This window comes from Thalassospira sp. MIT121401, from assembly GCF_047125595.1.
GTDB lineage: Bacteria > Pseudomonadota > Alphaproteobacteria > Rhodospirillales > Thalassospiraceae > Thalassospira > Thalassospira povalilytica.
The window spans coordinates 4,448,235-4,462,509 of record NZ_CP138926.1 but is presented as its reverse complement, the minus strand read 5'-3'; the positions used below and the strand labels follow the sequence as shown (position 1 = coordinate 4,462,509).

General features: G+C 56.2%; 14 protein-coding genes. 6 read left to right on the top strand and 8 right to left on the bottom strand.

Annotated elements, in window-relative coordinates:
• Positions 1-34 precede the first annotated feature (34 nt).
• The 7 genes from SIB88_RS20435 to fsa form a co-directional block, all read right to left on the bottom strand.
• Positions 35-1,423, bottom strand: coding sequence for a glutamine synthetase family protein (locus SIB88_RS20435; protein ID WP_412558949.1), 1,389 nt, complete (start codon positions 1,421-1,423; stop codon positions 35-37).
• 66 nt (positions 1,424-1,489) lie between these two features.
• Positions 1,490-1,984, bottom strand: coding sequence for a class I SAM-dependent methyltransferase (locus SIB88_RS20430; RefSeq protein WP_412558948.1), 495 nt, complete (start codon positions 1,982-1,984; stop codon positions 1,490-1,492).
• 95 nt (positions 1,985-2,079) lie between these two features.
• The gene (locus SIB88_RS20425) at positions 2,080-2,685 is read right to left on the bottom strand and encodes a glutathione S-transferase family protein (RefSeq protein WP_412558947.1); all 606 of its coding nucleotides are present in this window, start codon (positions 2,683-2,685) and stop codon (positions 2,080-2,082) included.
• Positions 2,686-2,789: 104 nt separating this feature from the next.
• The gene (locus tag SIB88_RS20420; protein ID WP_101247285.1) at positions 2,790-3,083 is read right to left on the bottom strand and encodes a YrhK family protein; all 294 of its coding nucleotides are present in this window, start codon (positions 3,081-3,083) and stop codon (positions 2,790-2,792) included.
• Positions 3,084-3,164: 81 nt separating this feature from the next.
• Positions 3,165-4,118 carry a tyrosine recombinase XerC gene (locus SIB88_RS20415; RefSeq protein WP_412558946.1) on the bottom strand — a complete coding sequence of 318 codons (954 nt, stop codon included), beginning with the start codon at positions 4,116-4,118 and terminating at the stop codon, positions 3,165-3,167.
• On the bottom strand, positions 4,097-4,786 hold the full coding sequence (locus SIB88_RS20410; protein ID WP_068519908.1) for a DUF484 family protein: 690 nt from the start codon (positions 4,784-4,786) through the stop codon (positions 4,097-4,099). Before SIB88_RS20410 ends, SIB88_RS20415 begins: the two co-directional genes overlap by 22 nt.
• A 125-nt stretch (positions 4,787-4,911) precedes the next feature.
• Positions 4,912-5,568 carry a fructose-6-phosphate aldolase gene (gene fsa, locus SIB88_RS20405; RefSeq protein WP_068519907.1) on the bottom strand — a complete coding sequence of 219 codons (657 nt, stop codon included), beginning with the start codon at positions 5,566-5,568 and terminating at the stop codon, positions 4,912-4,914.
• A 173-nt stretch (positions 5,569-5,741) separates the two neighbouring features.
• Here fsa and SIB88_RS20400 point away from each other — a divergent pair, with 173 nt between their 5' ends.
• The gene (locus SIB88_RS20400; RefSeq protein WP_412558945.1) at positions 5,742-7,973 is read left to right on the top strand and encodes a primosomal protein N'; all 2,232 of its coding nucleotides are present in this window, start codon (positions 5,742-5,744) and stop codon (positions 7,971-7,973) included.
• A 17-nt stretch (positions 7,974-7,990) separates the two neighbouring features.
• Here SIB88_RS20400 and SIB88_RS20395 read toward each other — a convergent pair whose 3' ends face one another.
• Positions 7,991-8,824: a substrate-binding periplasmic protein gene (locus SIB88_RS20395; protein ID WP_068519906.1), complete on the bottom strand. Its 834-nt coding sequence runs from the start codon at positions 8,822-8,824 to the stop codon at positions 7,991-7,993.
• Between the two features lie 60 nt (positions 8,825-8,884).
• Between SIB88_RS20395 and SIB88_RS20390 the strand changes: the two genes are divergently transcribed.
• The 5 genes from SIB88_RS20390 to atpD all read left to right on the top strand — a co-directional run bounded on the left by SIB88_RS20390 (position 8,885) and on the right by atpD (position 14,236).
• Complete coding sequence (locus tag SIB88_RS20390; RefSeq protein WP_412558944.1) at positions 8,885-9,208, top strand: nucleotide pyrophosphohydrolase; 324 nt, start codon at positions 8,885-8,887, stop codon at positions 9,206-9,208.
• Positions 9,209-9,754: 546 nt separating this feature from the next.
• Positions 9,755-10,312 (top strand): F0F1 ATP synthase subunit delta, encoded by a 558-nt coding sequence (locus SIB88_RS20385; protein WP_068519904.1) that lies wholly within the window; start codon positions 9,755-9,757, stop codon positions 10,310-10,312.
• Entirely contained in the window at positions 10,312-11,844 is a 1,533-nt protein-coding gene (gene atpA / locus SIB88_RS20380; protein ID WP_412558943.1) for a F0F1 ATP synthase subunit alpha, read from the top strand. Before SIB88_RS20385 ends, atpA begins: the two co-directional genes overlap by 1 nt.
• Before the next feature lie 30 nt (positions 11,845-11,874).
• Positions 11,875-12,765, top strand: a complete 891-nt coding sequence (locus SIB88_RS20375; protein ID WP_068519902.1) for a F0F1 ATP synthase subunit gamma — start codon at positions 11,875-11,877, stop codon at positions 12,763-12,765.
• A gap of 52 nt (positions 12,766-12,817) precedes the next feature.
• The gene (gene atpD, locus SIB88_RS20370) at positions 12,818-14,236 is read left to right on the top strand and encodes a F0F1 ATP synthase subunit beta (protein WP_068519901.1); all 1,419 of its coding nucleotides are present in this window, start codon (positions 12,818-12,820) and stop codon (positions 14,234-14,236) included.
• Positions 14,237-14,275 lie beyond the last annotated feature (39 nt).

Here is a 14,275-nt window from a genome sequence, read left to right as displayed (position 1 = left end):
TTTGGTGCGCAATCGGGTCGATCACCGATCTTCCTTAAACGGAAAACCCGTAACATTCCCACTCGGCAGCCGAAACCTTAAGCGCCATATGTTCATATTCGGCCTGCTTGATTTTGGTAAAGGCCGTGTGGAAGCGGTCGCCAAGCGTGCGTTTGTTGAACTCGGATGCCCCAAACTGGTCAATCGCATCAAGCCAGTGACGCGGCAGGTCGTTGGGGGCTTTGGCCTGACCGATTTCGTCTTCGCAGGGTTTGCCCGGATCAATCTTGTTTTCGATCCCGTCAAGGGCGGCACCGAGGGTAACAGCGGCCACCAGATACGGGTTGGCGTCCACACCGGCAATGCGATGTTCGAAATGGCGCGTTTTGCCCGGTGTGCCCGGTACGCGGAGCGCCACGGTGCGGTTTTCAACGCCCCAGTCATCCGATGCCGGTGAATACATGGCCGAGGCAAATCGGCGCCATGAATTCATGAACGGGGCGAGGAGCAGCATGGTCTCGCCAATGGTTCCGCGAATGCCACCAATGGCATTGAGCATCAGCGGGCTGAGCGATCCGTCTGCCTGATCGGCAAACAGGTTGTTGCCGTCCGGATCGGCCAGTGACAGGTGCAAATGCATGCCTGACCCGGCTTCGTTGCCAAACGGTTTTGGCATGAATACTGCCTCCATGCCGAAACGCCGTGCACAGGTGCGGATAAGGCGCTTGGCAATGATGACGTCATCGGCTGCACGCATCAGATCGCGATAGCGGATGGTCATTTCATACTGGCCCGGACCATATTCGGAAATCAGGGTTTCCAGGGTAAGGTCAAGATGCTTTGCGCCTTCATAGACCGCATCAAACAGCGGTGACATTTCGTCAATCTCGTCAACCGACATGGTATTGCGAAGCGACGATCCGCGTTTGGTCATGGCATAGGATGCCGGGTGATAAAGGCCCGATGCATCGGGCGTGCGATCCACCAGATAAAATTCAAGTTCGAACGCCCCCATCGGGCGAAAGCCGAGTTTCCCGGCCCGGTTGACCTGTGCGGCAAACACATTGCGCGGGTCGACATCATGGGGTGTGCCATCTTCTTCATACATGGCAATCAAAAGCTGCCCGCGACCGGTATGGGGCAGATAGCCAAGCGTGCCCGGCACCGGCCAGCACCGGCAATCGCCGCCGCCCCCGGTCTGGACCAGACCGCAATCATCAACATCCTCGCCCGTGACGTCCTGTCCGAACAGGGAGCTTGGCAAGCCGCGACCGGATTTATAAATGCCTTCCAGCTCGTGCCGACGGATCATCTTGCCGCGCCCGATGCCGTGGAAATCGGTCAGGATAATGTCGATGGCTTCGACATCGGGATATTTGGCCAGGAAATCCTGTGCTTCGGAAAGCTGCGATCCGCTGGGGGAGGAGGCATTACTGGTGGTCACGGTCTGGCATCCTGATGGTGGATTACGGGCGGTGGCCGATTATGGCCAGGTTGTCGGGCGGGCGGATTATTGCCCTTTGAAACGCCGGAAGAAATAGCGGTCCTGCGGCACACCTTCGGGCAGGGGTTCGGCAATCGTGCCGGGTACGTCGATCTTCTGATCGGAGGCGACAATCGCCCCGACCATCAAGGCCGGAGGCAGGGTCTGGCCGATAAAGGCCGCGATTTTGGCATTAAGGGCCTCGTCCCCGGTGCCGACATCGGAATGGACAAGGGCAACCTTGCCTTTGAACTGTTCGACTGCCTTGGGCAGGGTTTCGAAAATATCGCCGAGGAACAGATGATCGTCATCGGGGATGCATTTCGGGTGGGCGGCGATCTGACGATCAAATACAAAGATTTCCCGATCCGGCATGATTTCGCGCAAATGGTCGAATGTCCGGCCATTGCCCAGACCGACTTCCAGTACGATGCCGTCCTGATCCTTGATCATTTCTGCGGCGGCATTCAGGCAGTCGCGTTGGGCTTGCAGGCGGCGGATAACGCTGTTCAGACGGGACATAACGGGTGAGGCTCCGGGTTTTGGGAAATCGGGTCGTTATTGTTTGGGCATTTGCGACCCCGTCCATCATGCCACGGGCGGGGCCGATAAAAAGATCAACCTTCGAACTTGGTCGCGTCAAAGGCCGGGACACGCGCCCGGAAGGCATCAAGCCAAGCGACAAGCGCAGGATAGCTCGCGCGCCATTTGCCCTCAAAGCGCAAATCAAGATAACCGAGTGCACAGGCAATCGCGACATGCCCGATCGTAAGATCGCCTTCAAGCGATGGCGGGGTCTGGGACAGCTGATCAAGCGATCGTTTGACCTTGTCTGCCTGATAGGACAGCCAGTCATCATGGCGCTTGTCTTCGGGGCGCATGCGGTTTTCATAAACCTGAAGGATCGAGGCATCGACAATGCCATCGCCAAGCGCCTGAAGCGTTAATGCTTCCCACCGGGCGTCGCTTTCGGTCGGATGCAGGGTGATGCCATCGACCTGCGCATCAAGATATTCGCAAATCACGCGGCTATCAAAAATCTTGCGACCGTCATCCAGAATCAGGATCGGGATTTTGCCCAGCGGGTTCTGCTGGCGCAATGTGTCTTGCGGATCATTGGTGTTGGACATCTCGACGGTCAAACGGTCATAGATGCCAAGAATCTTGGCAACCATTTTGACTTTCCGGCCAAACGGCGACGGGCCACTGGAGCGCAGAATCATGATTTTCCTCCGGTCGAATCAATTGTTTGCGGGCAGTGTAAGGGGGAACTGCAAGCCGGTGGAAACGAAATTTTGCAAAATGCGCGCTAAGGCCAAAGCAGAGCTCAGCTTTGTGCGGACTGATCGGCATGCTGATGGTCGGTCTTGCCATCGCCAAGTCCCGAAAGATGCAGTTCGCGCGCCAGCCTTACAGCCGGGCGTGCCGCGAAAAGGACCGAGCCGATGATAAACAGCCACGTCCCGACATGCATCGTGGCCTTATCAAGAAACAGCACACTGCCGATGATGAACAACACCGCAGCAAGCAGATCGACTGTCGAATAGGCAATCTCATAGGCGCTATAGACCTGGCGGTGCTTCGGGCTGGCGTCAAAACGGCGTGAGCGAAACAGTTTCATGGCGGTCTCCCGTTGGGTGAATGATACAGTGCCAACGCATGGAAACCCGGATCGTTTCCGCCAAATTTCGGGAATGATGGTTTATCGCCGTCGCGCCCGGGGATGGGTGCCGTTATAGACCGCCATCAACTGTTCGGTATCGACCGCTGTATAGCGCTGGGTGGTCGAAAGCGACGCATGGCCGAGCAAATCCTGAATGGTGCGCAAATCCCCGCCACCGGCCAGAAGATGGGTGGCAAAGGAATGACGCAGCGCATGCGGGGTCGCCGTATCGGGCAGGTTCAAAAGTTCGCGGACCTTGCGCATTTCACGTTGGGCGACCTGTGCGACCAGCCGTTTGCCGCGCGCGCCGACAAAAAGCGGTTCATCACCGTCCGGGGCAAACGGGCAGGCGCGGATATAATCATCGATGGCATCACGCACAATCTGCAAGACCGGGACAAGGCGCTGTTTGTTGCCTTTGCCGGTGATCACCATCGAATCCCCGGTCGGGCGTTGATTGGCGTTCAGGTCCAGTGCTTCGGAAATACGTAACCCGCATCCATAAAGCAGGGTGAACAATGCCAGATTGCGTTTGCCAAGCCATGGCTCATCCTGCCAGGCATCGGCATTTTCAAGCAGTGCCATCGCATCATCGGGTGTCAGCGGTTTGGGTGTGGATTGCGGAAGGCGCGGGTTGCGGATGGATTGCACGGCGGCATTTTGCCCGCGCCCTGACCGTTCCAGAAAACGGTAAAAATTGCGCAGCGATGACAGCGCACGCGCCGTTGATGTTTTGGCCATGCCATCCATGCTGCGCCGGGCAAGCCAGCTTCGAAAATCGCGCGGGTTCAGGCGCAGCAAATCTTTCAGATCAGGGACCGCACCAAGATGGTCGGTGACAAACCCCAAAAAGGCATAAAGGTCGGCCTGATAGTTTTCCGTGGTGTGATCGGATGCGCGTTTTTCATCGCAAAGCCACCCCCGCCAGTCGGCAATGGCTTCGCGCAGGTCGTTGGGCAGTTTAAGGGCGATCAGACCGTTTGGGTCAGCCATCTGCGTACCCCGAACTCGATCACGGATGCCAGGAACATGATCAGATCATTGGCCTGGGCCGGGCTGAAATATCCCGGTTCCTTGACGCCAAAGGCGACGATACCGACCGGATCGCCATAAAACGGCGCAAGGCGGACGATTGCTGCTGATCGGATTTCCTCGGCCCGCGGACCAAAGATCGCCTCATCCCCGGCATCATCCGGCAACAGCCAGACATCCTGTTCTTCGCCAAGAACCTGATCAACCGCACCAACAACGAGGCGCCGAACACGACCGCCACAGCTTGGCACCGGGGCCTCGTCGCATTCTTCAAAGCACAGCGCAATCGCATCAAGATCAAGCAGTTCGGGCACAAGATCCTGAAGGGCTTCGACAAAGGTTTCAAAACCGCGGGCATTCAGCAATGCCAGAACCGCCCGGTGAATGCGGCTTTGGGTTTCAAGATTGGATTTGGAAATATTGATCAGTTCGCTGGTCGCACCGCGCAGCTTTTCGCGTTCATCGCGCAGGCGCGCCACGACATATTGCTGCATGTCGGCAACGCCATTGCCCAGCTCGCGCACCGGCAATTCAAGACTTTCAAGCAAGTCCGGACGCGTCGTAAAGAAATCTGGATTCTCGGCAAGGTAGTTGACGACATCGTCGGCGCGCAAAGCTGTCTTTTCCATCGGTTCCGGCTTGAAAAATTAGAAATAAAAAACCCGGCTGCCACAATGCGGGCAGCCGGGTTAAATGCATGTTAAAAACCGGCGCACCGCGCGGTTTTTATCTGTCGTGCCGGATACGGGACGACTTAAAGGATCGACTGGCCGGTTTTTTCCCAATCTGCCAGGAAGGTCTCAAGACCCTTGTCGGTCAGCGGGTGTTTGGTCAGCTGGCCAAGAACCTGCGGCGGGATGGTGACAACATCCGCACCAAGGCGTGCCGAGTCGACAACGTGCTGCGGGCCACGGGCCGAAGCAACCAGAACCTCGGTCGTCCAGTTCGGGTAGTTGTTGTAAACTTCACAGATGTCAGCAATCAGCTGCATGCCATCAGACGAAATGTCATCAAGACGGCCAACGAACGGCGACACATAGGTCGCACCGGCTTTGGCAGCCAGGATCGCCTGACCAACCGAGAAGCAAAGGGTTACGTTGGTCTGGATGCCTTCGTCGGTGAAGGTACGGCAAGCTTTGAGGCCATCAGCCGTCAGCGGCAGTTTGACGACAACATTGTCGGCAATTTTCGCCAGTTTGCGGCCTTCGGCAACCATGGTGTCGTAGTCGGTCGCTGCAACTTCTGCGCTGACCGGGCCGTCGACAACGTCACAAATTTCCTTGATCAGTTCGAGAAACGGTCGGCCTGTTTTTGCTACCAGCGACGGGTTGGTGGTGACACCGTCCACGAGGCCGGACATGGCGAGTTCGCGGATTGCGTCGATGTCAGCGGTATCGATGAAAAACTTCATTGGATTTCCTGTTTAGGACCTGTTGTTCAATGATGCGGTTAGCTGCTAGGGTCAGAGCCATCTGATGACGGGACCAAACCCATGGCTGTGGGACCGTTTACGTCTTTGCCTGACGGCCCGGAACCCGCAAATCAGGTTCGGCGCTACAGGCAATCTCACGGGGTTTATAATATATGAGTGCCGCAAAGGCCACATCTGGAAATCTGTTTGCTGATGATCCGGCCTTTCAGGTAACCGCACAGACGATTTCTGTGTTGCCGCCTCTGCCTTTGGCGGGCCCGTATGATTATCTGGTGCCAGAAGGCATTTCTGTGGCGCCCGGCGATTTCGTTGAAATCCCGCTGGGGCGGCAAACCCAGCGCGGTGTTGTCTGGGGACCGGCCAAGGGTGATGTCGAGTCGTCCAAACTGCGCGAAATTTACGGCGTTCTCCCTACCGAACCGATGGCCGATGTAACGCGCCGGTTCGTTGACTGGGTGTCGGCCTATACCATGGCCCCGCAAGGTGCCGTTTTGCGCATGGCAATGAGCGTGCCTGACGCCCTTGAAGCCCCCAAACCGATTTTCAGATTTACGCTCAATGCGGATTTTGATGCGGCGTCGCTGCGTATGACGCCGCCACGCAAACGCGTTCTGGCGTTTCTTGCCGATCATCCCCCCATGGAGCAGGGCGATATCCTGCGCGAAACCGGGGCCGGTGCCAGTGTGGTCAAGGGGCTGGTCGAAGCAGGTGCCGTGCAACGCTTGATGGTGACCCCGCCATCGCCGTTTGATCTGCCGGATCTTGAAATCCCGCGGCCCGATCTTTCGGATGAACAGACAGCGGCGGCAGATGCCCTGTGTGCACAGGTCGAAAGTGGCGGGTTTTCCTGTACCCTTCTTGATGGCATCACCGGATCAGGCAAGACCGAGGTCTATTTTGAACCGATCCGTGCCGCCCTTGCCCAAGGCAAGCAGGTGGTCGTCCTGTTGCCCGAAATCGCCCTCTCTGCTCAGTGGTTGCAACGTTTTCGCGACCGGTTCGGTGTGAACCCGGCCCTTTGGCATTCGGAAGTCGGGCAGGCGCGTCGTCGCGATACCTGGCGGGCGGTGGCAGACGGATCGGCAAAACTTGTGGTGGGCGCCAGATCGGCCTTGTTCCTTCCCTATCACGATCTTGGTCTGATTGTGGTTGATGAGGAACATGAACACGCCTTCAAACAGGAAGACGGCGTGATTTATCACGCGCGCGACATGGCTGTGGCGCGGGCCCATCTTGGCAATATTCCGGTGGTGCTGGCATCGGCGACCCCGTCGCTTGAAACTTTGGCCAATGTCGAAGCCGGCCGCTATCAGCGTGTCGAGCTTGGCAGCCGTCACGGGGCGGCGGTTTTGCCCAGTGTCGAAATCATCGATATCCGTTCGGACAAACCCGAACGCAATCGCTGGATCACGCCGACCCTGAAAAAGCGGCTGGTCGAAACCTTTGCCAGCGGGGAACAGGCGATGCTGTTCCTGAACCGGCGCGGTTATGCGCCATTGACCCTGTGCCGGGCCTGCGGGCATCGGTTCCAGTGCCCGAACTGTACGGCATGGCTGGTTGAACATCGTGCCTGGGGAAAGCTGCAATGCCATCATTGCGGTTATCAGGCCAAGGCCCCTGATACCTGTCCGGAATGCGGGGCCGAGGGCAAGCTTGCCCCGTGCGGTCCGGGGGTGGAGCGCCTGTTTGAAGAAGCGGTCGAAACCTTTCCCGATATCCGGGTCGAGGTCGCGACATCCGATAACATCATGGGGCCAAAGGCCGCCGCCGAACTGGTCAAACGGGTTCATAACCATGAAGTCGATCTTTTGATCGGGACCCAGATCCTTGCCAAAGGGTATCACTTTCCGATGCTGACCCTGGTCGGGGTTGTCGATGCCGATCTTGGTCTGGCGGGCGGGGATTTGCGGGCGGCTGAGCGCAGTTATCAATTGCTGACCCAGGTTGCCGGGCGTGCCGGGCGTGGCGATCGACCGGGTACGGTCATTTTGCAAACAGCCGATCCGGCCAACCGGGTGATCAAGGCGATTGCTGCTGGTGATCGCGATGCCTTTAACGAGGTTGAGCTGTCCCAGCGCATGACCCATGGCATGCCCCCGCATGGGCGACTTGCCGCCCTTATCATCAGCGGCAAAAAGGAAAACGAAGTCGACGAAGCCGCCTGGCGGATCGGCCGGGCGGCGCCGCGTGGCGATGGCCTGATGATTTTGGGGCCGGCACCAGCACCGCTATCGCTGTTGCGCGGGCGCTATCGCCGTCGTTTCCTGATCCGTGCGGATAAAGGGGTGAAGATGCAGGCGCTTATTCATGACTGGCTGTCAAAGGTCAAAACACCGGGCAGTGTCCGCGTACAGGTCGATATTGACCCGTATAGCTTCATGTAAAAATGATTGGATGCGGCTTATTGGGAATATTGTGACTGCCACCAGTCCAACCCGTCCGGGCCAAGGTAGCGTTCAAAAATTGCCAGAAGCCGCCCGTCATCGCGCATTTCACGGATGATTTCGTCATAGCGGGCCAGAAAAACCTGTTTGTCAGGGTAATCCGATGCCTTGGAAAACGGATTGTAATAGGCCGCCCGGCGCAGCGGTGGATACAAAAAGGCAATCTTGCTGCGTTCACCGCTTTGGATGGTTTCAAAAACAGTGCTCAGATAATTGACCGGTACGGCGTCAAAGCGTTCCTGCAACAGCATCGGAATCAAAAGATCGTTGCGGGCAACCGTTTCGATATCCAGTCCGGATTCCCAGAATGCCTGTGTATAGGAATAGCCGGCAGCAGCCCCGATCCGGACATTGGACAGATCGGAAAAATCGGAAAACCGGATATGGTTGCTGTCTTCCTTGCGAATGGCAAAACGCCAGTCAAGCAGCAGGTGGGCTTCTTCCGGATAGGTCAGAAAACGTTCGCGTTCATCATTCAACGACAGGGTCAGCACAATATCGGATTGCCCCTGTTCGGCATTATGAAGCAACCGTCGACCGGTATCGACAAAGCGGAATGTGTAATCCGTGATCCCCATTTCGCGCAGAACTTCGGTCATGATATCGACATCGATGCCAAGCGCCTTGTCATTGGACCACCATTTAAGGGGCGGTTCGCTCAGACATTCGATAATCAGTGTCCGTGCCTGGGCGGTGCTGTATGAAAACACCAAGACACACAGGGTCAGGCAAACAGCTGCCATCCGGAAGATGGCATTTGTTTCATGGCGTGTGTCGATCGGTTTTCTCATTTCTGTCGTCCGTTGTGGGCGGCTGGAACCGGTGCAACTTGATATAGCCAGAGATTTAAAGTGAAAAAGCATTGCGAAAACAATAATGCACGGACCGAAAGCCAACAATCAATCTGTGCATGGGCGGAAGAAACCTTTGGTCCGGTGATGGATCCGAAAGCACTTTGGGATCGCGCCATGCTCGAAATGCATGAACTTGGTGATGCCATTGATCAGCGTGATCTGTCCGAAATCGGCAAAGAGGCCGCCGACGTGATGATATTGCTATATCGGCTGATGGATCAGTTCGGTCTGGAGCTCGGCTCGCAATGCGATGCAAAGATGGCCATCAACCGGTCGCGAAACTGGCAGTCAAAAGGCGACGGTACCGGTTCTCATATCTGACGCCTGACAATCCGGTGCCCAGACATGATGTCCTAGGCACGCCTGTCTTTATATAAGTGCGGGATGCCCGGGCTTAATGTCCGCACCTGATGCCCACGCCTAATGCCCATACCGAATTTAAACGCAGGATATCGGGGCGAAGTTTATCGGTTCATGGTCGTGCGCCGGGTATCTCAGGTGTGAACTCGGTTACACTTTTGCCGGGCTTTGATCTGTTTTGAGCAGGTCGGCCAAAAAGAATGTTCGTCCAAATCGGGGGATTCGTCGCGAAAATAGCGTGATCGAATACCCAAAGTGCCGTTTGGTTGATAAGGGCGCGTTATAAAATAGTCGTACATCCCCCGCAAAAACGGGTGTTTTCGCGGTGTTTCGGGCCTTCTTTGCCAAAGAATGAAAAAGAGCGTCCAAATGCGCTTGCGCGGGGGTTGCCCACGCCATGGACATGTGATACCAAACGCTCGCTTCCCGGAAGGAGACCCTTTCGGGAGACCATTTTTTTATACGTATCCGAGTCGTTCTCATAACCAGAATTGAGGGCTTTCACCGGTGTCCCAAAATACTGCCGCGACCGGGCTCCAAGGGCGCTATGCCACTGCACTTTTTGACTTGGCCAATTCGGCCAAGCAGCTTGATGTTGTGAAAGGCGATCTTGAATTGCTCGACCAGGCCATCGCAAACAGTGATGACCTCCGGAATGTACTCCGCAGTCCCGTGATTTCCCGGGACGTGCAGGCCAAGGCGATGGCGGCTCTTCTGGACAAGCTTGGCGTTTCCGAGTTGACCAAGAAGACCGTAGGACTTCTGTCTCAGAAGCGTCGTCTGTTTGCCCTGCCGGGTGTTATCGATTCCTACCTTTCCATGCTCTCAGCTCACAATGGCGAAGTAACCGCACAGGTCACCTCGGCATCCGAGTTGAAAAAAGAGCAAATCGAAGCCGTTACCGGCGCTCTCAAAGAAGTTGTCGGCGCCACTGTCAAAGTGGACCTTAAAGTTGATCCGGCGGTTCTTGGCGGTCTTGTCGTCAAGGTCGGTTCCCGGGTTTTTGATGCCTCGCTTCGTACCAAACTGCAGAAGCTCGAGCTCGCTATGAAAGGGGTTGCGTGATGGAAATCCGCGCCGCGGAAATCTCCGCTATTCTCAAGGATCAGATTGCCAATTTTGGCGCTGAAGCCGAAGTTGCCGAAGTCGGTCAGGTTCTGTCCGTCGGTGATGGTATTGCCCGTGTTTACGGTCTGGACAATGTTCAGGCTGGTGAACTCGTTGACTTCCCGGGTGGCATTAAGGGCATGGCCCTTAACCTCGAAGAAGACAACGTTGGTGTCGTGATCTTCGGTTCTGACCGTTCGATCAAGGAAGGTGACCAGGTTAAACGTACTGGCGCCATCGTTGACGTTCCGGTTGGTAAAGAACTTCTCGGCCGCGTCGTTGACGCGCTGGGTAACCCGATCGACGGTAAAGGCGATCTGGGAACCAAAGAACGTCGCCTTGCCGACGTCAAAGCACCGGGCATCATCCCGCGTAAATCGGTTCACGAGCCGGTACAGACCGGTATCAAGTCGATTGACTCCCTGATCCCGATCGGCCGTGGCCAGCGTGAGCTGATCATTGGTGACCGTCAGACCGGTAAAACCGCCATCATCGTTGACACCATTCTGAACCAGAAGCCGGTGAACGATGCAGCGAAAACCGACAGCGACAAGATGTTCTCCATCTATGTTGCAGTTGGTCAGAAACGTTCGACCGTTGCACAGGTTGTCAAGGTCCTCGAAGAGCGCGGCGCAATGGAAAACACCATTGTCGTTGCAGCTACCGCGTCCGACCCGGCGCCGATGCAGTTCCTGGCACCGTTCGTTGCTTGCGCAATGGGCGAGTACTTCCGTGACAACGGCATGCACGCAACCATCTTCTATGATGATCTGTCCAAGCAGGCAGTTGCATATCGTCAGATGTCCCTTCTGCTTCGCCGTCCGCCGGGACGTGAAGCATTCCCGGGTGACGTCTTCTATCTGCACTCCCGTCTGCTGGAACGTGCTGCGAAGATGAATGACGAAAACGGCGCTGGCTCGCTGACCGCACTTCCGGTCATTGAAACCCAGGGTAACGACGTTTCGGCGTTTATTCCGACCAACGTGATCTCGATCACCGACGGTCAGATCTTCCTTGAAACCGACCTGTTCTACAAAGGCGTACGCCCGGCTGTGAACGTTGGTCTGTCGGTTTCGCGTGTTGGTTCGTCCGCACAGATCAAAGCGATGAAGCAGGTTGCCGGCTCGATCAAGCTGGAACTCGCTCAGTATCGTGAGATGGAAGCATTCGCACAGTTCGCATCGGATCTTGATCCGGCAACCCAGAAACTTCTGGCCCGTGGTGCACGTCTGACCGAGCTGCTCAAGCAGCCGCAGTACTCGCCGCTCAAGGTCGAAGAGCAGGTCGTCGTGATCTATGCTGGTGTTAAAGGTTATCTCGACGGTATCGCAGTGAACAAAGTTCGCGCTTTCGAAGACCAGTTCCTGTCGGAAATTCGTTCCGCTGGTGCTGATATCCTCGATGCGATCCGCACCGAGAAGGTTCTGTCGGAAGACAGCGAAACCAAGCTTAAAGCGTTCCTCGACAAGTTCGCGAAAACCTTCGCGTAAGACTGAAACTTAGGCGAAGGAGGAAACGCAATGGCTAGTTTGAAGGATCTGCGCTCGCGCATTGCCAGCGTCAAATCGACGAGGAAGATTACCTCGGCGATGAAGATGGTGGCAGCCTCCAAGCTCCGTCGTGCACAGGATGCAGCCGAAGCAGCCCGTCCCTATGCTGAACGCATGGGGACGATGCTGGGTCGTCTTGCAGCCGCCGTCGGTAGCAATGAAGGCGCTCCGAAGCTTCTGGCCGGTTCGGGTAAAGACAATGTGCATCTGCTCGTTGTCTTCACCGCAGACCGTGGCCTTTGCGGTGGTTTCAACGCATCGATCGTCAAAGCTGCCCGTTTGAAAGCCAAGGCCCTGCAGGCCGAAGGCAAAACGGTCAAGCTGATCTGTGTTGGCCGCAAAGGCGCAGATGCGCTCAAGCGTGAATTTGGTGACAGTATTGTCGCCCGGTATACCGGCATCGAAGGCAAGAAGGGCATTGATTTCTCTTCTGCTTCCGAAGTTGGCGATAAAGTTCTGGCGCTGTATGACGAAGGCGAATTCGACGTCTGCACGATCTTCTACAACAAGTTCGTGTCCGCGATTTCGCAGGTGGCAACAGCACAGCAGCTCATCCCGTTTGTCGGTGAAGAAGCTGCTGAGCAGGAAGAAGCTACTGGTTCTTCTGCGGTTTATGATTACGAACCGTCCGAAGAAGCCATTCTGGCTGATTTGCTGCCGCGTAACGTTGGCGTCCAGATTTTCGGTGCAATGCTTGAAAGCAGCGCATCCGAGCACGGCGCGCGTATGTCCGCGATGGATAACGCAACCCGCAATGCCGGCGACATGATCGACCGACTGAGCATCCAGTACAACCGCTCACGTCAGGCTCAGATCACCAATGAACTGATTGAAATCATTTCCGGCGCCGAGGCTTTGTAAGCGGGTCGCAGGAAGTTAACGGATAGCTTTGTCCGAGCAGGAGACAATACCTATGGCGAACAAGAAGGCGGGGAAAATTTCCCAGGTAATGGGCGCCGTCGTCGACGTTAAATTCGACGGCGAACTGCCTCCCATTCTGAACGCGCTGCATGTTGACAACAACGGTCAGCGTCTGGTTCTCGAAGTTGCACAGCACCTTGGTGAAAATGCGGTTCGTACGATCGCAATGGACACCACCGAAGGTCTGAAGCGCGGTCAGGAAGTCATCGACACCGGTGACGCGATCTCGGTTCCGGTTGGTCCGGAAACCCTTGGTCGTATTCTGAACGTGATCGGCGAGCCGGTTGACGAACGTGGTCCGGTTACCGCGACCAAAACCGCACCGATCCACCGTGAAGCACCTGACTTCATCGATCAGGCAACCGACACCGAAATTCTGGTTACCGGCATTAAGGTCATCGACCTTATCGCACCGTACACCAAAGGTGGTAAAATCGGTCTGTTCGGTGGTGCAGGCGTTGGTAAAACCGTTCTGATCATGGAACTGATCAACAACGTTGCCAAAGGCCACGGCGGTTACTCTGTTTTCGCAGGTGTTGGTGAACGTACCCGTGAAGGTAACGACCTCTATCACGAGATGATGGAATCGGGCGTTATCAATCCGGAAGGCGAATCCAAAGCCGCACTGGTTTATGGCCAGATGAACGAACCCCCGGGAGCACGTGCACGTGTTGCTCTGACCGGTCTGACCCTTGCGGAATACTTCCGTGACGAAGAAGGCCAGGACGTTCTGTTCTTCGTTGATAACATCTTCCGCTTCACCCAGGCTGGTTCGGAAGTGTCGGCACTTCTCGGTCGTATCCCGTCTGCTGTGGGTTATCAGCCGACGCTGGCAACTGACATGGGTGCGCTGCAGGAACGTATTACCTCGACCAAAAAAGGTTCCATTACCTCGGTTCAGGCAATTTACGTCCCGGCCGATGACTTGACTGACCCGGCACCGGCAACCTCGTTTGCTCACCTTGATGCAACCACCACGCTGAACCGTCAGATTGCCGAGCTTGGCATCTATCCGGCAGTTGACCCGCTCGATTCCACCTCGCGTGCACTCGATCCGGGCGTGATTGGCAAGGAACACTACGAGACCGCTCGTGAAGTTCAGCGTGTTCTCCAGACCTACAAAGGTCTTCAGGACATCATCGCCATCCTCGGCATGGACGAGCTTTCGGAAGAAGACAAGCTGATCGTGGCACGTGCCCGTAAGATCCAGCGTTTCCTTTCGCAGCCGTTCCACGTTGCAGAAGTCTTTACCGGTACTCCGGGCGTATTCGTTCAGCTCGAAGACACCATCAAGGCTTTCAAAGCGATCTGCGCTGGTGAATATGACCACATGCCGGAACAGGCATTCTACATGGTCGGCACCATCGAAGAAGCCATCGAAAAAGCCAAGAAGATGGCCGAAGCTGCCTAAGGCAGTTTCGGTCCCCCTCCGGCTAAGGAGCGAGGATTG